This is a genomic window from Kitasatospora sp. NPDC101108, assembly GCF_055584725.1.
This window is the reverse complement of record NZ_JBVJLM010000004.1, coordinates 398783-417986: the sequence shown is the minus strand read 5'-3', so window position 1 is coordinate 417986 and position 19204 is coordinate 398783. Positions and strand designations below refer to the sequence as shown.

The window sequence follows — 19204 nt, the reverse complement described above, 5'->3', positions numbered from 1 at the left end:
GTGATCAGGGAATCACTGAACTTCGCCCTGCCCGTACGCCAGGGCGACGCCCGCACAGGTGCGACCTGCACCGCCTCGACCGAGCTCATGGAGGACTACCGCGCGGGAATGCCGGTGGACTCCCAGCGCCGCTTCACCGTCGTGCAGGACACCGCCGGTCACCCCATGGTGTTCTCCATCGGCACCGACGACGGCTTCTACCTGATGCATCACCAGGACGGCACCTCCACCGGCTGGACCAGGGTGGACCTCGGGGCGACCCTCCCCGTACAGGGAGCCCGCGCCCAGCAGTTCGCCGTCTCCCAGGACTTCACCGGCCGGATCCGCCTGGCAGTCGCCGTCACCACCGACAGCGCGGCCGACACCGGCGCCAGCCGACTGTTCATCACCGGAGACCTCGACAACGACACCGGCGCCCCGGTCTGGAGCTCCCTGGCGGACAGCTGGGTCGAGCGCCCAGCACCGCACAGCGGGTACCGCATCACCCGCCTGCTGCTCGGCGTCAACGCCGCCGGCCAGCAGCCCTCCCTGCTGGCCGTGGCCGAGTACCACGGCGCGGCCGAGCACTACCTGGTGGCCACCGACCCGCTGATGACCGCCCCGGACGCGATCTGGGGGCCCTACCCGTTGCCCGAGGACGCCGACCACGTCCTCGACGTGGCGCTGGGCGCCCTGGGCCTGCCCGGCGGCTGGACCCTCTACACGGTCGGCGACTCCACCGAACTGGTCTTCACCAGCTTCCCCAGCCGGGAGTTCCCCGGGCAGAGCGTCAACATCCCCTACAAGACCCCGGCCGGCGCAAGGTGCCTGGCCGTGCTGACGGGGTCGGGACGGCCGGACCTCTACGTCGGCGGCAGCGGGGTCCACCTCTTCCCCGGCGGCAACGACAGCGCCACCGAGGTCATCGCCCCGCAGGACGGCTCGGCGGTCCACACGATCCTCGTCAGCGCCGACACGAACACGGTGTCCGCGTGGGCACTGACCGATCAGGAGACCCTCCTCTACACCCACCGCCCCGTGAACGGGAACGGCCCCGCCCTCGACGGCAACGGCGCCTGGTCGACGCCGGTCGTCCTCGCGCTCAACGCCTCCCAGGTCGCCGCCATGCGCAACCGCACCCGACAGGCCGCCGAGATCCTGGTGGTGGACAACGACGAGACGCTGCGCCACTTCTGGCAGGACCGCACCACCACCCTTTGGAACTCCGAACCGATCACCCTGGAGAACACCGGGCACAACATCCACCTCACCTGTTACGCCACCCGTCTGCGGTTCCACCAGGACCACCACGGTCCGCTCGCCAGCGCCCAGTTCGGGCTCTCCTCCTCCGCACGGACCACCGTTCACGTCAACCACCGCACCCACCGCCTGGAACCCGGGGTGGTGGTTCCGGTCGTCGCCGACGACGGCGGCGCACTCACCGTCCTGACCCCCGTCAGCAGTCTGGCCGCCCCTACCCTCACCCTCACCGCCGACTGGCTCACCACCCCGCTCGACATCCACCCCGCTGCGGGGCTGCACGCCAGGCTCGGCCGGATGAGCGGCGCCGACCTGCGCGCGGCCACCTTCTCCTGCGGCCCGAACGCCGGGCGGTCCGTCCTCACCGGCGACCACGCCGACCGGTCCCGCACCGACGCGGTCGCCAAGGTCCTGGGCCGGATGCACGAACTCGCGCTGATCACCGAGAACGGCCGCCCGGCCGGCCCCACCGCGGCCCTCGACGGCGCCCCGCCACCGCGCCCGACGGGCACCTGGGGCTACCGCGACGGTGCGGACGGCCTGCGGTACTTCGAGGGTGACGAAGCCGACGCGGTGCTGCGCGACCTCGAGCGGGCGGTACCGCTGGTGGGACTGCTCGGCGACTGGCTGGAGAGCGAGGCCGCCCGAGGAGTCACCACCGTCGACGGGCTGCTCGTCCGGCTCGAACAGGACGTCGTCCGGGCGGTGCTCACCATCGAGGGGAAGGTGCTGCACTTCCTCATCGAGACCGCCGAACAGGCGCTCAAACTCCTCGCCGAGGTTCTCAAGGCCACCCTGGGGATCGATCTCGCCAAGCTTCTCCCCTGGCTCGGCTTCCTCTTCGAGTGGGAAGACATCCTACGGACGAGGAATCACCTGGTGACGTTCTTCACCACCACGCTCGACTTCGTCCAAGCCGAGTCGCAGCAGTTCAAGGCCACCCTCGACAAGGCCCTGCTGAGCGCGGAGCAGCACCTGCGGAACGCCCAGCCCTTCGGCTCGCAGATCGGGGACAAGAGCGCCGCCGGGGCCGCAGGCGGCAGTTCCAGTGTCCCCGCACTCGACGGCGTCCTCGACGTGGCCGGTTTCCTCTTCGACAACCCGGTCGGCAGCTGGATCCAGCAGCACCTCGCCAGTGCCCTGACGGACCTCTTCGGTGCCTCGCCGCCCTGGACGGCCGGTCTCGCCGGCGCCGTCGAACGCTTCGACCAGAAGGTGTTCACGGGCGCGCTGGACGCGTTCGCCGAGACGATCGACCAGATCCAGCGGGATCTCGGACGGCTGTCCGATGCCGAGAACCTCACGGTCGACAAGATGGCCGCGCAGTTCGCGGCGGACGCGGTGGAAGGCGTCCTGGAGGTGCTGCGGCGCTTCGCCGACGCCGCACTGGACCTGGTCGGCGCGCTCGTTCCCGTTCTGAAGGAGGCCGGTAACCAGCCGATCGACATCCCGGTCGTCTCGGCCCTCTACAAGGCCGTCGCCGGGGACGACCTGACCCCCCTCGACCTGGTGGCACTCGTCGCGGCCATCCCGCTTACCCTCATCGCCAAGATCGCCACCGGGAAGGCTCCCGGCCCCTTGCCTGGCCTGAGCGAGATCACCGCGGGTCCGACGCCGACCGGCACCGCATCCGCCTCCGACGGGCCCGCGGCCGCCGAGACCTACGACATGACCTGGCCGCTGTGCTCGGTCATCCTGTACACCATCGGCACCGTCAGCGGGGTGCTCCTGGACACCTTCCAGATCAAGGCGGTCCGTGCCAAGGGCGACGACGACCCGGCTGGCGTCGCCGGAATCGCGGTGGCCTACGGCGGCTTCAAGGCGCTGTGCGAACTCGCCCTGATGGTCCCGGCAGCCCTGCCCCTGCACGAGAAGCGGGCGAGCCTGGGCCTCAAGTACGCCATCCTCGTGGTCATCGGGGTGCAGCCGCTCCTGGAGCTCACGATGCTCGGCTGCAAGGTCGGCGCGGCCAACTCCGTTGCCACCGTGGAGGATCCCCGCACCCCGTTCGAGCGGCTCAAGCGGCTGGACAAGGTCGGTGTCCTGCTCAGAGCCGCCACCGAGCTCGCCATCTTCGGCCTGGAGATCCCCATCACCGTCATCGAGGTGGAGGACGGCGAGACGATCGACGCCACCCTCAAAATCATCCAGCAGTTCCTCAGACTGGTCGGCGAAGGCGTGCAGTGTTTCGTGGAGTTGAGCGAGACGGAGAACCTCGCCACCCTCGCCTCCGTGATTGCACTGGTCGGCGCCTCCGACGCCATCAACATCCAGCGCGCCGCGACGAACATCGCGGCCGAGAAGATGCACTTCAACTACTGAGCGCAGCAGCGGCGGGGCGGTATACGGCCCCCGCCCCGCCGCTGGAGCGCGACCACGAGGTTCGAGATCGGTGGACCCTGCCCCAGGATGGGCGAGGAGCCCAGCGCGCAGCGCCACCGACTGCCGTAGCTGCGGCTCCGGCTCGGCGGCGGAGAAGCTGCGGACGCCCGAGCTCACCGCCGAGCATCCGGCCGGCCGTGTCTCTGAGACATGCCTCGGAGTCCGTCCGAGAACTCGGTCACGGACCGGCCCACAGTCGGAGCGCCGTCCCGATCGGCCTCGGGGCGGCTCTTCGTCGTGGTCATCGGTTCACCGCGGAGCACCGGGGCCGGGCAGTTCGCGTTGGGTGCGCAGCGGTGAGAAGAAGATCGGTACCCAGACCGTGGCCAGCCCGGCCGCGCCGACCCACAGGGCGGTTCGGACGGAGGCGAGTTCGCCCAGCAGGCCGGCCAGGGCGGCTCCGATGGCGAGTGAGCCGGTCAGCAGGACTCGCATGGTGGCGTTCATCCGGCCGAGGAGACGGTCCGGTGTCACGCTCTGACGGAAGCTGACCTTGAGCACGTTGTCGATGCCGACCTTGCACGTGGTGATCAGCCAGGCCACCGCGGCGAGCCAGAGGGCCGGTCCGCGATCGGCCAGCGCCAGCAGAGCGCCGAACGGCGCGACGGCCAGGCCCATCAGCCACAGCACCCGCCCGGTGCCGAACCGGCGGGCCAGCCATCGGGCCCACTGTGAGCCGATGAACACGCCGAGGCCACCGACTGCGAAGAACAGGCCGATGACGCCGTTGGAGAGGCCGAGTTCACGGGCGAACAACACGGGCAGCATGGTCTGGCACAGCTGGATGGACAGGTTCGTCAGTGCTCCGGCGAATGCGATCGCCCGCAGGGTCGGGTGGCCGAGCACGAAGCGCAGGCCCTCGCGGATCTCGCCGCTGAGGCGTGCTTCGCGCCGGTACTGCGGGCGCGGCTCCGACCGGCGGATGCGCAGCAGGAGGATCGCCGACCACAGGTAGCTGGCGGCGTCGACCACGATCGCCGTCGGTGCGGACAGCAGCGCCACCAGGAAGCCGCCTGTGCTGCGCCCGCCGATCTGGGTGAGAGCGTCCACCGTCACCAGGTGGGCGTTGGCCTGGGTGAGCTGGGCCCGCCCGACCAGGTCGGGCAGGTGGCTCAGCGTGGCCACGTCGAAGAAGACCGTGGCCGCGCCCGCCAGCAGGACCACCAGGTAGAGCTGTTGGATCGTCAGGCAGCCGAGCGACCAAGCGGCCGGCACCGACCCGAGGAGCGCGGCCCTGACCAGGTCGGCGGCGATCATCACGGGCCGCTTGCGGATCCGGTCCACCCAGGCTCCGGCCGGCAGGCCGATCAGCAGGAAGGCGAGGGTGCTCAGCATCGCCAGCAGGCCGACCTGTCCGGCGGAGCTGTGCAGGGCCAGGACGGCGGTCAGCGGTATCGCCAGGGAACTCACTGCGGTGCCGAGCTTGCTCACCGCGGCGGCGCCGATGAGCAGGCGGAAACCCGGGTTCCGCAGGGCCGAAGGATACGGATCGGGCGTCGGAGCGGCCGTGTCCGGGTCGTGGGCGAGATCAGTGCTGGTCATGGAGTGAGGTTCCCGCCGCACTGGCTGGCGAGCGAGGAATTTAGGCTGTACTGAATCCTGACCAGTTGGCCGCGGGGCCTTCCTCCGCAGAAGGGCTGCACCGTGCTGGACTTGGCGTTCTCCGTCCGCGACCTGGCCCGCACCCGGTTCGCCCTGTCGCCGCTGTGGGAGGTGGTCGCCAGTGTCAGGGTGTTGAAGCGACCGGCCGAGCACCCGTTGCACCGCCCGTGGAGCGACGAGGTCGGCCGCCGGTTGGCCGTCTCGGGGCTGGACTGGCGCCTGCTCGCCGATCTGGTCCCGGAACCGCCCGGCGCCATACCGGTCTTCATCGCGCCGCCACCGACAACCTCGGTCGCCGATCTCGGACTTGAGCTTGCCGTTCTGCGCGCGACGCCACCCGAGCAGGTCCGCTCCGGCCTCAGCGGTCCACGCGCGCCGCGTTCCGAGCGGATCGACTGGCTGCGCGGCGATCCGCGCCGCGGTCTCGCCGAACTCGCCGACATCGTGGAGTCGTACTGGGAGATCGCGCTCGCGCCCTACTGGCCCCGGATGCGTTCCCTCCTGGAGGGCGACGTGCTGCACCGGGCCAGACTGTTCGCCGAGCACGGAGCGGACCAACTGCTGGGCGACCTGGCTTCCGGCGTCACCTGGGACGACGACACCTTGTACGTCGGGCACCACTACGCTCGTGGCACTCGACAACTCGGCGGGCGCGGGCTGCTGCTCGTTCCGTCGGTGTTCGTCTGGCCCCGGGTCTTCTCCGTCATCAGCCCGAACTGGCAACCCACTTTGCGCTATCCGCCGCGCGGCGTGGCCAGGCTCTGGGAACGGCGGTCCGCCATTTCACAGGCCCTGGCAGCGGTCATCGGCCGCTCCAGGGCGCGCCTGCTGGCCGAACTCGACACACCCACCTCGACGACCGACCTGGCCCGCCGCACCGGGATCACCTCCGGCGGAGTCTCCCAGCACCTGACCGCCCTCCGCTCCGCCGGCCTGGTCAACGCGCACCGCAGCGGCCGGTACGTGCTGTACGTCCGCACCGAGGCTGCGGAAGTCCTGCTGGCTGCTGCGGACGTAGGGCGTGACGATGTGAAGGTGCTGCCTTCGGCCCGAAGTTCTCCTCGATGAAGATCAGCAAAAGCGTCACTGAGAACCCTGCCCGAGACTGGCTGGCAGGGTGACACGCCAGAGCCCTCGGCGGGCCTGGTGGCCGTCCCAGGTGGTGCGCAGGGTGAGGTCGCCGGTGATGCCGCCGACTTCGACGGTCATGACGCCGCCCGGGCCGGCGGTGATGCCGGTGGTGAGGAGCGGCTCGGCCCCGGGAGTGCCGGTGGGCTGGCCGGGGGTGGTCATGATCCCGCCGGGCAGGTGTCGAGCGTCTGGCAGAGGGCGGTCTTCTCCGGCTCGGTGACCGTCAGCTTGTAGTAGCTCTTCACGTCCGTCCAGGCCTTGGCACAGTGGCACCAGGCGGACTGGGACGGCGGCTTCCACAGGTCCGGGGCCTGGTTGCCCTTGGACCGGTCGGAGGCCCGGACGACGGCCGCACCCGAACAGCACCCGCGGGCCCGCCAGCCCCCTGTCCCACCCACCTGTCGCGCAATCTTCCGATGGTGGTCAGAGGCGCCACTCTTCGCGGTAGTCGACGTGATCGGCGTAGACGGACGCAAGCAGGTGGACAGCCGTGCGGAGTCCGCCATGGCGGCTCGATTGTGCGGTCATGTCCTGTGAGCCCGTATAGGCGTCCACGATCGCGCGCTTGGCTTCGACCTCGGCAAGGACTCGCGCCGGGTCGAAGCGCGCGATGTGATCTGCGGGGCCGAGAAAGACGTCCGCGATCTCAGCGCCGGTGTCCAGGACGATGACAGTCCGTTCGGCCCTCCACCGCCCGCTCCCGACCATCGCATCACGCGCGTGGTTCCAGTCGTCCTGCAGCCTCGCGCGGAGGAAGGCCACCACATCAAGGTTCGCCGTCTTGTCTGAGTCTTCCACGGTCCGTCGGGTTGGGGTCTGCAGAGGTCGCACGGATAGTACTCCAGCCGTAGAACGTGATCTTCAGTTGGCAAGTGCGCTTGAGCTGGCGGGAACGGCGTGGTGTGGCTCGCGCCGGGAAGTGCCTGGGCAGGACCTCAGGGCTTCGCCTTGCCGCGCCTGCCACTGAGTGCACCACTTGCCGCCGAAGCGAAGGCAGTCACGTCGTACTCGGCGTGCGCGGTCAAGAAGTCCTGGCGGCGCTTCTCAGCGGCCTCCTCGTCACCGTTGCGCGCTTTGTCGTACCAGCTCGCGCCCGAGTTGTCCATGCTGGTCAGAGTCTCGAAGACGGCCTTCGCCTGCTCCGTGACGTCCTCGGGTCCCATGATCTGGACGACTGCGAATGCCCGCTGCAGCGTCTTCCAGAGCTCGTAGCTCTTAGCGATGAGGACCTGGCGATCGTCGTCGCCACAGGAACTATCGTTGATCGCTTCGGCCAGCGTCCACCAACTTCCGTGAAGGGTGGTGGCCGCGCTGAGGAACTCGGTATAGGCCTCACGACGGCTGTCGTCCAGCCACTGACTCTTTTGCACGTCCCCCTGTGCCCTGATGGTCGCACGGGCGGTTCGCGCCGCCGAAACCGTCGTGATGACCGTGCCGCCTGCCCCGATCAGGGCACCAAGAACCACTCCGACTGCCGGATCCATGGTCATATGAACTACCAGCAATTTCGGCCGCTGTCATAGTTGTTGGCCGATCGGATACCAGTGACGTCCAGTTCATGACTGGTGGCTGCTTGCCGCTGGTATGGGAGTCGCGGGCGCGGGCTTGGTGTCGGCGTCGCCACTGCGACCAGCGGAGTCGGTGCGCGAGCTCGTGGACCGGGTTGATCAGCGCAGCGAACAGATGCCGGATCTCGTTGCCGGTCACGGGGATCAGGTCGGCTGGCGCGGGATGGTCGCGGCGTTCGGCGGCTGCGATGACGGCGAGGAAGGCGTGGGCGAGCATGGCGAGGGTGACCCAGCGGTGCCAGGACGTCCAGTGGCGGACCTGGTGCTCGTCCAGGCCGGCCAGCCTCTTTCCGGCTTGGAAGGCCTCCTCGATCGTCCAGCGCCGTCCGGCTACCCGCACGAGCTCGGACAGGGGCACCGGGTGGGGCGAAAAGCACCTGTAGAAGGCGAGGTCGCCGCCGACCCGGTGAGTACTGGCGCTGCACGCCCCAATTGCCAGGCGACGTTGACCGCTCGAATTCGGTGATCTTCTTTGGCTTCTGTCGGGTCTCCTGCCCAGGACGCTAGCGGAGCGCGTTCGCTGGCGACTGGGTCAGGACGCAGGTGAACCCGACGCCCCAGTCGTCGCGGTCGTCGCAGCGCAGTTCCCGGTCGCCGAAGGCGTCCAGCAAGTCCTCCAGCGGGACGATGGTCGCCTCGGCGTCGGGCTCCGCGACGTGCAGCACCTCGATCCAGCCCTCGCGGACGAACCGGACCAGCGGAGCGAGGTCCTCCGCCACATACGCCCGCAGCTCCTCGCCCGCCAGCCCGGGCGGCAGATCGTCGAGGATCCCGAACGGTCCGGTCAACCAGCCGCTCAACTCCATGGCACACACCCGGAACCGGGCCTCGTCCTCCGGCAGGTCCAGCTGGTGGATGGTGGGCGGGGCGCCCGGAGCGTACGCAGCGGCCTCCCAACGCCGGTCCCCCGTCTCGGTCGCCCGCAGTGACAGGGCCGGCACCTTGGATCCGCCGTCCGGCCTCCAGACCCACGTCGCCGGGTCGGCCACCACCCGCTCCAGCTCCGCGCCCACCACCTCCGGGCTGTCCTCCTGGACGAACGCGGTACCGACCGCCCGACGCAGCGTCAACCACCCGCCCGCGACCAGACGAAGCGCCGCCGACGCCAACTCCGGCACCCGCGCCGCCTGCTCCTCGGGCGAGGCATCGCGCCACCTCGGCGCCTCGGGCGAGCCCGCCCAGCGCAGCACTGCCGCGACGTGCCGCACGGTGCCGCGCGGACTGGTCCCGCCGACGGCGCGGCGGACAAGCACCTGCTCGATGAGGGTCAGTTCGTCCCAAGTCTTCACGGCAGAGGATCCTGGCACATCCACCCGGTTCGCCCTGCAACGTTTTCCAACAGGACCGCCCATCGGCACGGCGCCGAGACGTGCTCACTCGGCAGCTCCCACCGGTCAAGATCAAGTGGCATCAACCTGGCACTGGTCAAGACCAAGTGACAAACGGCCAAGACCGCCCGTCAGGGGACACGCGAGCTACCTGACCCGTCTCAACGAAGTCTGACCAGTCTCATCGGACTTTGACTGCGGCCTCAACCTGCAGGGGCGGGTACGGATCGGTGTCAGAACGGTGGTTCGTCGGAGTAGGTGCCGACCCAGGGATCGGGATCCGGGGCGGTGCTCGGCCGGGCTTGGAGGAGGTGGACGGCGTCCTCTATGCGGCCGAGGTCGATGAGATGGTGGGCCAGGACAGCGCTGTTGTAACCGGGGTGCTGCTCGAGGACCGTGACGGCCTCCTCGGTGCGGCCGGCCTCGGCGAGCAGGTGCGAGAGGGACCAGGCCGCGTACCAGGTGCCACCTTCGGTGTGTGTCCGGGCCTGTTCGATCGCTTCGTCGAGCAGGCCGCAGTCGGCCATGAGCGGCAGCCGTATCTGGAAGAAGTCCCACTCCTCCTCACCGTCACGCCGCTCCTTGAGGGCGTCGAGGTAGGCCAGTGCCTCCTGAGCGCGGCCGTGCTCGGCGTACAGGCTGCACAGCGCGTCGACGACGCAGTCGTCCGCGCCGCCCGGGGCGTCCGTCAGAGCGCGCAGCACCGCGATCGCCTCGTCGACGCGGCCGTGCCGGACCAGGAGCCGTGACAACAGGGGGGCAACGCGCCACATGCCGTGGGGCTTTTCGGCGAAGGTCCGGTAGACGGCGATCGCTCCCTCCGTGTCGCCGTGCTCCTCCAGCAATTCGGCCAGACTCTGTGCAGCGTGCCCGTGGTGCTCGGAGTCGGCGTACGCGCGCAGTTCCCCGATCCGTCCGTGCCTGGCCAGCAGGTCGGCCAGCGCGTCCCGGCCGTTGACCGACGTGACCTCCCGGCGGCGCAGCAGCGCGATCGCCTCGTCGACGCGGCCCTGTCGTTCCCGGACGGTGGCGAGCAGGTCGAAGGCGTTGGACGGCTCCAGGCGGAGCCGGTGGCAGTCGGGGTCGTCGCAGGCCGGGACCGCGGCCTCGATCCGGGTCTCCAGCAGCACCGCCACCTCCTCGTCCTGGCCTGCGGCTTCGGCGACGTCGACCAGTGCCTGGGCGATGAACCAGTCCTCGATCCCGGGCCGCAGCAGCGCGAGCGCCTCGGCGGCCCGGCCGTGGCGGGCCAGCAGGCGCGCGACGAAGTCCAGGACCAACCGGTCACCGGCCTGCGCGTAGGGGCGGGACAGCTCGATCGCCTCCTGCGCTCTGCCCCAGCCTTCCAGCAACTCGGCCCGGGCCCGAGCGGCCGGCCACCAGCCCGTCGCGATATACGGGGCAAGCACCTGAAGCGCGGGCTCGTACTGCTGCCGGTCGCCGAGCAAGCGTGCCCACTCCAGCGCGCAGAACCACTCCCCGCGCCCGGCCTGGAACTCCACCTCCCGCTCGTGGCCAAGCTCCACAAGCCGGGTCACCAGCGATGAAGGAATGCAGCCCGACAAGGTCCGGGCCCGGAAATCAAGATCGGCAGCGTCCATGGCCCCGCACCCTAGTCGCCTCCCCTGACAACAGATGCCGGACAACGGCGGTCAAGCTTCGATGAGACAAACACCTGTCGGTCAAACTTCGCTGAGACCAGCCGAACCACCACCGGACAGGGGCCAAGGACGGTAAGTCGGCATGGTGAGAACGCTGTCGCGGCGCGCCCGACCAGCGTAAACAGCCGGGCAGGCGGGACCAGGGCCGGGCGCCGAACCGAACGGCCCATAAAGCCAGCGGGTTACAGGAGGAATTGTCCGGCCGATCATCCATAGGGTGTGAGCCGGAGCTTCGACCGTCGCGTCCTGGCCCTCCTGCGTCAGGCAAGCGCCCGAATCGAGATCCTGGCAGAGCGTCTGGGAGTCCGACGGGATGGACGGGCAGCGGGCTGGAGTTCCATGAGGTGAGCGGTGCGCGACCACCGGCGGAGAGGACGGCGAAATTCGGTTGCCGCGGGCCGCCGTCTCGATCATGATCGCCTGCATGGACTTTTGATGACTGCCACGTAGTACGTACCTGTCGCGCGATCGACCTCGGAGCCTGAAGACCCGGCCCCGGGGTGATGGTTCGCGCCCCTCGTGAGCATCCGTCAGAGAGCGGGAGCCGCCGCGTGAGTTCGGCATGCCCTCCCCGCTGAGTCCTGAAAGCGTCCAACACACATGAATACCGACCGCAAGGCCCTGTGGGCCGTGCGTCAGTCCGCCCTGCCCACCGTCGTCCGGTCCTGCCCGGACTGTCCCGGCATGCGGCACCGTGCCTCGGGGAAGATCCGCGCCAACGCGAACGGCAAGCTGCTCGACGTCTGGCTGCTGCTGAGCTGCGCGACGTGCGACCGGACCTCGAAGGTGCCCGTCCACGAACGCGTCCACGTCTCGATGCTGGAGCCGGCCCGACTGGTGGCGTACGAGAACAACGACCCGTCGGCGGTACGGGAGTTGGTGATGAGCGCGTCGCTCGCGGCGAAGAACCGGTACCGGCTCGACTGGACCGGGACGTGGGAGCTGGAGACCCGCACGCCGCTGTACGCACTCGACGACCCGAACCCGCTTTCGGTGCAGGTGCGCTTCGAGCTGCCCGCGCCGGTCCGGGTGGAGCGGCTGCTCCAGCTCGGCCTCGCCCTGAGCCGGGCCGAGGTGCGCCGTCTGGTCGCGGACGAGCGGATCCGTCTGCCGTTCGCTCCGGACGCCAAGGCGCACCAGGACTTCGAGCTCACCATCCACGGACCCGGTTTCGTCGATGCGGCCAACCACGCGAAGTCCCTCGATGCGCCCCACGCCGAACACCCCGGCCTGGCTCGGATCGGGCTGCCGCCCGCACCCGGCCAGGAGCTCCCGCACCGGGCCACGGCGCACGCGTAGAAGTCTGATGTAGATCTTGCCGACGGAGAGGCTGTCCCGCTTGGGGACAGCCTCTCCCGGGGCTTGTGGGTGCTTGAGACGGCGAGGACGTAGCCGATCCGGCGATCTTCGAGTGTGGTCCGTAGGTGTGGGTTGTCGCCGTAGACCTCGTCGCCCGCGACCCAGTGGGCGGGTGTGCCCGCCTCCAGCGCCCGGGCGATCGCGAAACAGGTGGAAGCCGACACCCGACCGGCCGACATTGGCCCCATCCAAACATGGGAAACCCCCCCAAACACACCAAAAACACCGACGGGACCGCCAACAGGTCACACCCAGGGGGACAGCTCGGAGGGGCCCGGCTTCATGCCCCGGGAGCGGAGGGCGATCTGAGCCCTCAGCCGGTTCGAGCCCTGGAAATCAGATGACCGCAGCCGCCCTCGTCTTCGACAATGACGCATGCTGATTGATCACTGGCCGCTGTTAGGCCTTCGTCTGACCACTCCCCGCCTGGAACTCCGGCTGCCCACCGACAATGAGTTGGCCGGCCTGGCCGACCTGGCGGCAGAGGGTGTCCACGAGCCGGACCGCATGCCCTTCCTCGTGCCCTGGACCGACCTCCCTCCCACGGAACGGGCACGCTCGGTGGTGCAGCACCACTGGTTTCGCCAAGGGAACTGGTCGCCGGACAACTGGGCTCTGAACCTGGCCGTCTTCGAGAACGGCCAGGTCGTCGGCCTGCAGACCATCGCCGCCCGCGACTTCGCCGTCCTGCGGGAGGTCACCACCGCCTCCTGGCTCGGCGCACGGCATCAGCGGCAAGGCATCGGCACCGAGATGCGCGCCGCCGTCCTGCACCTGGCCTTCGCGGGCCTGGACGCACTGGAAGCGACATCCGGGGCCTTCGAGGACAACGCCTCCTCGTTCGCCGTGTCCCAGAAGCACGGCTACGAGTCCGACGGCATCGACCGTCACGTGGTCCGCGGCCGGCCTGTGACGAGCAGGCGGCTCAGACTGACGCGTGACCGCTGGGAGGCGCATGCGCACATCCCCGTCACGATCAGCCAACTGCTGCCCTGCCTGCCGATGTTCGGACTGCCGAACCAGAGCGGTTCATCAGCGGTCGGCTGAGCGCTGACAACAAGGGACGGCGAACAGACCCGCCCTCGGCCAGCCCGAGCACACGAGCGTGACGGGCCGGAACCGGGGCGCCCCAGACCGGACAGCGCCCCGGCCCCACCCACCCACACGGCGGCCGGCACCAGCCGGACGCCAAGAAGAAAAGCCCAGCGCAGCGGGCCCGGCGCAGGCGGCGGGCGTCGGAACGACGCGCCGACCTCCACCCGGGCCTGCTCGAACTCGCCTGCAGCATCATTGGCCTCCGGCGGCTCCGGACGGCATGCCGAAACGATCAGTAAGGGCGCGCGATCCCGTCGAGCCAGTGCCCGACCAGGCCCTGTACGGTCTCGGCGCACTCCACCTGTGGGTTGTGCCCGGCGGCATCGAGCACCGTTGCCGTCATCCGGGGGTAGTGGTCGAGCAGGGCGAGCTGGTCGCGCCAGCCCACCAGGGCGTCCTGCCGGGTGGTGACCAGCAGATGGCGCCCGCGGTGCGCGGGGGCCTGGTGCTCCGGCCAGCGTGGCAGTAGGAAGTCGGTCTCCAGCTCGGCGGCGGCCGCCTTGTCGTGGGCCCGCCGGCCGGGCAGCACGTATCGCTCGAAGAGCTCCCACCTGGGCTTGTCCAGGCGGGCCATGACGTAGCCGAAGAGCTCGCGGTCGGCGGCCGGGAGGCGGTCGAGCAGTTCCTCGTCGAGTTCCAGCACTGTTTCCCCGGGCAGGGTCCGGTCGTTGCCCCAGCGGACCACCGGCACCAGCAGCGCCGAGCCGAGCACCTGCTCCCCGTACCGTGCCGTCACCGCCCGGGCCAGCTGGCCGCCGAAGGACTGCCCGACCACCGCGAACGGCCGGTCGCCGAGCTCGGCGTCGATCCATTCGAAGACGGCTTCGGCCAGGGCGGTCGCCGAGGTCGGGCCCGGCAGCCGAGGGCTGGCTCCGTGGCCGGGGAGGTCGAGGTAGAGGCGCCGCCAGCCGGGGCGGTCGGTGAAGGCGGGTTCGAGCGGGAGCAGGACGTGGTGGTCGACGGTGTAGCCGTGGATCAGGACAAGCGGCGTGCCGTTGCCGAATGCGGTGTGCCGGATGGCGGAGTCGGTCATGGCCACAGCCTCCGACCTTGACACTCGTGTCAGTGTCAAGCGGCAGTTTCGAGCCAGGCTCCGACCGGGGGTCAGGCGAGCTCTCTGACCACCGAGAGGTACTCGACGATGGCGTCCCGGTTGCGGGTCAGGCACTGGATCCGGCGGGTCATCCGCTCCGTCTCGCGCTCCAGGGTGTCGAGCATCTCCGGGGTGGCGTCCGCGAAGTGGATCGTCTGCGGGGTGTCCAGACAGGGCAGGATCTGCTTGATGATCCGGGTCGGCAGCCCCGCGTCCAGCAGCCCCCGGATCTGCAGCACCCGGTCCACCAGGTAGTCGTCGTAGTCCCGGTAGCCGTTCGCCTCGCGGCGGGGGGTGATCAGGCCCTGCTTCTCGTAGTAGCGCAGCAGGCGCGGAGTGCTCTCCGTCAGCCGAGCCAGTTCGCCGATTCGCATGTGACCGCCCTCACGTCCTCGCCGGGCCGCCCCGGGCTGGACCTTGACATCCATGTCAACGATAGACGATCGGCCCATGTCGACGAACGAACTCCGTTCCCCCACCTGTCAGATGGCGCTGCCCGCGAGCTCGCCCCGACTGCCCTGGCCGGCGCTCCTGGCCCTGAGCACCGCCGGGTTCGTCACCCTGATGACGGAGGCCCTGCCGGCCGGTGTCCTGCCCGCGATGAGCACGGACCTCGGCGTCAGCCAGTCAGATGCCGGACAGTCCGTCACGCTGTACGCGGTTGGCTCCATCGCGGCCGCCATCCCGCTGACCGCTGCCACGGCCGGCTGGCCGCGCAAGCGGCTGCTGCTCCTGGCTGTCGGCGGCTTCGCGGCGGCCAACGCGGTGACCGCCGTCTCCGGCAACTACCCGCTCACCATGGCCGCGCGCTTCGCGGCGGGCCTGGTCGCCGGGCTGCTCTGGGCTCTGTTGGCCGGGTACGCCCGCAGCATCGTCGCGCCGGAGCAGCGCGGACGGGCGATGGCGGTGGCGATGAGCGGCTCGACCGTTGCCCTCTCGGTGGGGGTGCCGACTGGCACCCTGCTCGCCGGTGCTGCCGGGTGGCGGGTCGCCTTCGGGCTGATGAGCGTGATCGCGCTGGCCCTGGTGGGATGGATCGCCGTCAGCGTCCCGGCCGTTCCCGGCAGTGACGAACACGACCGCCCGCCGCTCCGGGATGTGCTGCGGATCCCCGGCGTGGCAGCCGTCCTGGGCGTCACCGCGGCCTTCGTCCTCGCCCACAACCTGCTCTACACCTACGTCGCCGCACTGCTCCAACCGCTGGACCTCGAAGGGCGGACCGACACCGTACTGCTGGTTCTCGGCCTGTCCTCGCTGGTCAGCATCCTCGCCACCGGGGCGCTGATCGACCGGCACCTGCGCACCCTGACCCTCGCTGCCTGCGGGCTCCTCGCATTCGCCACCGCCGTCCTCGTCGCCGCCCTGCTCACCTCGGCGCCCTGGCCCGTCTACGGCGCCGCCACGGTCTGGGGCCTCGGCTTCGGCGGCGCCGCCACCCTGCTGCAGACCGCCGTCGCCGACGCCGCGGGCACGGCCGCCGATCTTGCCCAGTCCCTCCTGGTCACCTGCTGGAACCTCGGCATCGCCGCCGCCGCATCTGCCGGCGGCCTCCTCCTTGACCACACCGGCCCGCGCTCGCTGCCCTGGTCGGCCCTGGCGCTGCTGGCCCTCGCCCTGACCGTCACGGCCACTGCCCGCCGCCACGGCTTCCCGATCCGCCGATGACCTCGTTCGCGTGACGACCGTGGAGCGGGCATGTTGCCGACGCCACAATCACAGGTCATCCCGCTCGCGAAACCGGCGCAGCCGAGCGGCCTGGTCACGGAACGACGCCATCACCGCGGCCATCTCTGTCTGCAGACGGGCGGCCACGGCGTCCAGCGCGTCTTCGGCCGGCACGTCGATCACCTCGGCATCGCCAGGCTCTTCCTCAGCAGCCACTTGATCCCGTCTTCCCCGAGCCTCGCCCACTAGCCCAGTGTTCCGCGTCGCACCCCGCCGTGCCCGTCGCGCCCCTCCACACACGGGGTTGGAGGGTATCCGCCCACGTCACACCACATGACACCGCCTCACACGACAGGCCTCGCGACAGACAGGAGAGCGCGACAGCACCCGCAGGGTCTCCCGGACGCCCTCCACGAACAGCCATCGGGCAGCGGCCTGACGGCCACCCAGCCACCAAGTCGGACGGCAGCGCGCAGCAGGACGCAGATGGCCGCCTCGGCACGCCGATAGGCTGCCTTGACGACCATGTCCACTGCCATCGAGCAGGTCGTCCGCGAGGCGGAAGAGCAACTCACGGAGGGGACTTGGGATCTCGTCGCCGGCGACTCAGCCCTGGTGCGGGAGACTGCCACCGCCCTGGACGGCGCCATCGGCCCCGCCGACACTCACCAGGCACCGCCGAGGATCGAGCGGCTCGCCGCGCTGCGCGAGGCCATCGCCGCCCTCGCCACGTGACTTTGCGCAGTGGACGAAGACCGGCGTGGCGGGTGGGGCGGCACGGGCGCCGGGCCTGTTGTCATGCCGTGTTGCGACATCCGGCGAGAAGGAGGGCGACCATGCACTTGGCGTCGGCCTGGTCATAGTCGGGTCCGGTGATGCAGAGGTTTCCGATGGCGCGCATGAGCCTGTAGGCGGTGACACCGGGGCGGAGTTCGTCGTCGGCGGCGCAGGCGTCCAGCAGGGTCGTGCAGGCCGGGAGCAGGGTGTCGAGCATGAGGGCGTGGAGGTTCCCCAGCCCCGGATCTCCGGACCCCAGCGCCGCGCCGAGGCCGTGCTTGGTCACGAGGAAGTCCACGAACGCGTCCGTCCACAGGGTCAGCGCGGTGAACGGCGAGGCGGACTCCTCAAGGAGCCGGGGCGCGAGAGCGGCGCAGGCGTCGATCTGGTGCCGATAGACGGCGGTGACGAGGTCTGCGCGGGTCGGGAAGTTCCGGTAGACCGTGCCGACACCGACGCCGGCGCGTTCGGCGATGTCACGAACAGGCGCCTGGACGCCCTGCTCGACAAAGACCGCCGCAGCAGCCTCCAGTACGCCGCTACGGGTGCGCTGAGCCTGTGCTTGGCGTACCCCGACCGACTCCGGCACGGATGACCCCTTTACTCGCGGAACAATGTTCCGCTAACTTTGGCGGAACAACGCTCCGCCAAAGTATGGCAGAGCCGCTCCGCAGAGAAAGCACAGGTCTCCCATGTCTTCCCGCCCTCTCGGCCAGCAGATCGTCTCGGTCAAGCCCATCCCCGTTCCCGCACCTGACCGCGGCATCGGCCTGCAGGTGAAGGTCACCGCCCCCCGGTCGGGCCAAAACCTGCCCGTGATCGTCTTCTCCCACGGCAACGCCTGGTCCCTGGACGGGTACGAGCCCCTCGTCGACCGGTGGGCCGCCGCCGGATTCGTCGTGGTACAGCCCACCCACCTGGACTCCCGCCGCAACGCCATCGACTGGGACGACCCGCGCTTCGCCACCATCTGGCGCGTACGGATAGCCGATCTCCACGCGATCCTCGACAACCTTGGTGACATCCTGGCCCAGGCCGGCCTGGAGACCCGCGTCGACCGTGAGCACATCGCCGTGGTCGGCCACTCCTGGGGCGCCCAGACCGCGGGCGCCATCCTCGGTGCCCGCGTACTCGACGCCGACGGCGTGCCCGGCGAGGATTTTTCCCACTCCGCGGTATCGGCCGGCGCGCTGATCGCCGCGCCCGGAACCGGCGACTCCCTCACCCCGTTCGCCGCCGAGAACCTCCCGTCCATGAGGCCGGACTTCTCCACCATGACCACCCCGGCCCTGGTCATCGCGGGCGGCAAGGACCAGTCGCAGCTTTCCACCCGGGGGCCGGAGTGGTTCACCGACGCCTACCACCTCAGCCCGGGCCCCAAGAGCCTGCTCACCATCGCCGAGGCCGAGCACACCATGGGCGGCATCGCCGGCGAAAAGGTCGCCGAGACCACCGATGAGGACCCCGCCCGCGTCGTCCTCCTCGCCGACGCGATCTCCGCCTACCTCCGCGCGGCCCTCAGCCTCGACGACGCCGAGTGGACCGCGCTCTGCAGCACCGCCGAGGACGGCGACGGTACGTGGAGTATCGCCAGCAAGTAAGCCCAGCCCGGCAGTCGGGGGATGCCCGGCGCCGAACGGTCGAGCAGACGCCCCGGTCTGACCAGCGAGGGGGAGCCGCTGTCTCTGCTCACACCTCGGCCCGCTCCGGTACGCAGAACCAGGCGGTGGCGCCCGCCCTTCAGCGACCAGGCCTCGGCGGTCTGCTCCAGGAGTTCGATCGTGGGCACCAGGACCAGGACGACACCGCGCGCGGCCAGGTGCCGGGCGCGGCCGGCCGCGATCAGGGTCTTGCCGGGCCGGTGGCGGCGACCACCGTCGCGCGGCCGCCGTTCTTCACCTGCCGTACGGCGGCCGCCACCGCGTCCTTCTGGAACCCGTGCAGCGGCAGCGGGTTCACCGCGGCGGTGCCGGCGGTCGGCTGCGCGGGGATGGGCAGCGGCCCGGCCGGCACGGCGGGGACTGGTAGGGCGGGGCTCGACGGTTCAGCTGGCGGCTTGTCCGGTGCGGGCTCGGGTGGTGGCGAGGTGGTAGGAGTCGGTGCCGGTCTCGAGGATGGTGCCGTTGAAGGTGAGGCGGTCGACGATGGGCCACTCGACGCCGCCGTCGACCACGTCCGAGCCTTGGGCTCGCTCATGCACGAACACCGCGGCAAAGAGACCTTCGGCCACCATCCGCTGGTCGCGTTCGTCGACCACGGACGCGAAGGCTCCGGGGAGCCGGTCGCGGGCCTGCTGCGGCCAGG

At 70.2% G+C, this 19204-nt stretch carries 19 protein-coding genes and 3 pseudogenes; 7 read left to right on the top strand and 15 right to left on the bottom strand.

Annotated elements, in window-relative coordinates; translation table 11 throughout:
• Positions 1-3561, top strand: a complete 3561-nt coding sequence (locus tag ACZ6Z8_RS12835) for a hypothetical protein (protein ID WP_465608964.1) — start codon at positions 1-3, stop codon at positions 3559-3561.
• 309 nt (positions 3562-3870) lie between these two features.
• Here the strand turns inward: ACZ6Z8_RS12835 and ACZ6Z8_RS12830 are convergent, their stop codons facing one another.
• Entirely contained in the window at positions 3871-5163 is a 1293-nt protein-coding gene (locus tag ACZ6Z8_RS12830; protein ID WP_465608963.1) for an MFS transporter, read from the bottom strand.
• Positions 5164-5265: 102 nt separating this feature from the next.
• Between ACZ6Z8_RS12830 and ACZ6Z8_RS12825 the strand changes: the two genes are divergently transcribed.
• Positions 5266-6291 carry an ArsR/SmtB family transcription factor gene (locus ACZ6Z8_RS12825; protein WP_465608961.1) on the top strand — a complete coding sequence of 342 codons (1026 nt, stop codon included), beginning with the start codon at positions 5266-5268 and terminating at the stop codon, positions 6289-6291.
• 15 nt (positions 6292-6306) lie between these two features.
• On the opposite strand, the gene ACZ6Z8_RS12820 is transcribed toward ACZ6Z8_RS12825, so the two are convergent.
• The 7 genes and pseudogenes from ACZ6Z8_RS12820 to ACZ6Z8_RS12790 all read right to left on the bottom strand — a co-directional run bounded on the left by ACZ6Z8_RS12820 (position 6307) and on the right by ACZ6Z8_RS12790 (position 10788).
• Entirely contained in the window at positions 6307-6516 is a 210-nt protein-coding gene (locus tag ACZ6Z8_RS12820; protein WP_465608959.1) for a hypothetical protein, read from the bottom strand.
• The gene (locus tag ACZ6Z8_RS12815; protein WP_465608958.1) at positions 6513-6752 is read right to left on the bottom strand and encodes a hypothetical protein; all 240 of its coding nucleotides are present in this window, start codon (positions 6750-6752) and stop codon (positions 6513-6515) included. Before ACZ6Z8_RS12815 ends, ACZ6Z8_RS12820 begins: the two co-directional genes overlap by 4 nt.
• A 25-nt stretch (positions 6753-6777) precedes the next feature.
• Positions 6778-7152 (bottom strand): DUF6221 family protein, encoded by a 375-nt coding sequence (locus ACZ6Z8_RS12810; RefSeq protein WP_465608957.1) that lies wholly within the window; start codon positions 7150-7152, stop codon positions 6778-6780.
• A gap of 137 nt (positions 7153-7289) precedes the next feature.
• Positions 7290-7838, bottom strand: coding sequence for a hypothetical protein (locus tag ACZ6Z8_RS12805; RefSeq protein ID WP_465608956.1), 549 nt, complete (start codon positions 7836-7838; stop codon positions 7290-7292).
• 100 nt (positions 7839-7938) lie between these two features.
• Positions 7939-8331 (bottom strand): annotated as a pseudogene (locus ACZ6Z8_RS12800) (IS701 family transposase); the annotation flags it as partial.
• Between the two features lie 94 nt (positions 8332-8425).
• Positions 8426-9211, bottom strand: coding sequence for a hypothetical protein (locus tag ACZ6Z8_RS12795; RefSeq protein WP_465608954.1), 786 nt, complete (start codon positions 9209-9211; stop codon positions 8426-8428).
• 272 nt (positions 9212-9483) lie between these two features.
• A complete protein-coding gene (locus tag ACZ6Z8_RS12790; RefSeq protein WP_465608952.1) occupies positions 9484-10788 on the bottom strand; it encodes a tetratricopeptide repeat protein in 1305 nt (434 codons plus the stop codon).
• Positions 10789-11511: 723 nt separating this feature from the next.
• Between ACZ6Z8_RS12790 and ACZ6Z8_RS12785 the strand changes: the two genes are divergently transcribed.
• Positions 11512-12210, top strand: coding sequence for a DUF1062 domain-containing protein (locus ACZ6Z8_RS12785; RefSeq protein WP_465608950.1), 699 nt, complete (start codon positions 11512-11514; stop codon positions 12208-12210).
• A 62-nt stretch (positions 12211-12272) separates the two neighbouring features.
• Here ACZ6Z8_RS12785 and ACZ6Z8_RS12780 read toward each other — a convergent pair.
• Positions 12273-12410, bottom strand: a pseudogene (locus ACZ6Z8_RS12780) (IS701 family transposase); the annotation flags it as partial.
• A 235-nt stretch (positions 12411-12645) separates the two neighbouring features.
• On the opposite strand from ACZ6Z8_RS12780, the gene ACZ6Z8_RS12775 reads away from it, so the two are divergent.
• The gene (locus ACZ6Z8_RS12775) at positions 12646-13317 is read left to right on the top strand and encodes a GNAT family N-acetyltransferase (protein ID WP_465608949.1); all 672 of its coding nucleotides are present in this window, start codon (positions 12646-12648) and stop codon (positions 13315-13317) included.
• 280 nt (positions 13318-13597) lie between these two features.
• On the opposite strand, the gene ACZ6Z8_RS12770 is transcribed toward ACZ6Z8_RS12775, so the two are convergent.
• Positions 13598-14398, bottom strand: coding sequence for an alpha/beta fold hydrolase (locus ACZ6Z8_RS12770; protein ID WP_465608947.1), 801 nt, complete (start codon positions 14396-14398; stop codon positions 13598-13600).
• Positions 14399-14469: 71 nt separating this feature from the next.
• Positions 14470-14832, bottom strand: coding sequence for a MerR family transcriptional regulator (locus ACZ6Z8_RS12765; RefSeq protein WP_465608945.1), 363 nt, complete (start codon positions 14830-14832; stop codon positions 14470-14472).
• Positions 14833-14908: 76 nt separating this feature from the next.
• On the opposite strand from ACZ6Z8_RS12765, the gene ACZ6Z8_RS12760 reads away from it, so the two are divergent.
• On the top strand, positions 14909-16123 hold the full coding sequence (locus ACZ6Z8_RS12760) for an MFS transporter (protein ID WP_465608943.1): 1215 nt from the start codon (positions 14909-14911) through the stop codon (positions 16121-16123).
• A gap of 48 nt (positions 16124-16171) precedes the next feature.
• Here ACZ6Z8_RS12760 and ACZ6Z8_RS12755 read toward each other — a convergent pair whose 3' ends face one another.
• The gene (locus ACZ6Z8_RS12755; RefSeq protein ID WP_465608941.1) at positions 16172-16339 is read right to left on the bottom strand and encodes a hypothetical protein; all 168 of its coding nucleotides are present in this window, start codon (positions 16337-16339) and stop codon (positions 16172-16174) included.
• 309 nt (positions 16340-16648) lie between these two features.
• Between ACZ6Z8_RS12755 and ACZ6Z8_RS12750 the strand changes: the two genes are divergently transcribed.
• The gene (locus ACZ6Z8_RS12750) at positions 16649-16858 is read left to right on the top strand and encodes a hypothetical protein (protein WP_465608939.1); all 210 of its coding nucleotides are present in this window, start codon (positions 16649-16651) and stop codon (positions 16856-16858) included.
• 61 nt (positions 16859-16919) lie between these two features.
• Here ACZ6Z8_RS12750 and ACZ6Z8_RS12745 read toward each other — a convergent pair whose 3' ends face one another.
• A complete protein-coding gene (locus ACZ6Z8_RS12745; RefSeq protein ID WP_465608937.1) occupies positions 16920-17489 on the bottom strand; it encodes a TetR/AcrR family transcriptional regulator in 570 nt (189 codons plus the stop codon).
• A gap of 103 nt (positions 17490-17592) precedes the next feature.
• Here ACZ6Z8_RS12745 and ACZ6Z8_RS12740 point away from each other — a divergent pair, with 103 nt between their 5' ends.
• The gene (locus ACZ6Z8_RS12740) at positions 17593-18501 is read left to right on the top strand and encodes an alpha/beta hydrolase family protein (protein WP_465608935.1); all 909 of its coding nucleotides are present in this window, start codon (positions 17593-17595) and stop codon (positions 18499-18501) included.
• 241 nt (positions 18502-18742) lie between these two features.
• On the opposite strand, the gene ACZ6Z8_RS12735 is transcribed toward ACZ6Z8_RS12740, so the two are convergent.
• Both ACZ6Z8_RS12735 and ACZ6Z8_RS12730 read right to left on the bottom strand, forming a co-directional pair.
• Positions 18743-18913 (bottom strand): hypothetical protein, encoded by a 171-nt coding sequence (locus ACZ6Z8_RS12735; RefSeq protein WP_465608933.1) that lies wholly within the window; start codon positions 18911-18913, stop codon positions 18743-18745.
• Positions 18914-18944: 31 nt separating this feature from the next.
• Positions 18945-19046 (bottom strand): annotated as a pseudogene (locus tag ACZ6Z8_RS12730) (IS21-like element helper ATPase IstB); the annotation flags it as partial.
• Positions 19047-19204 lie beyond the last annotated feature (158 nt).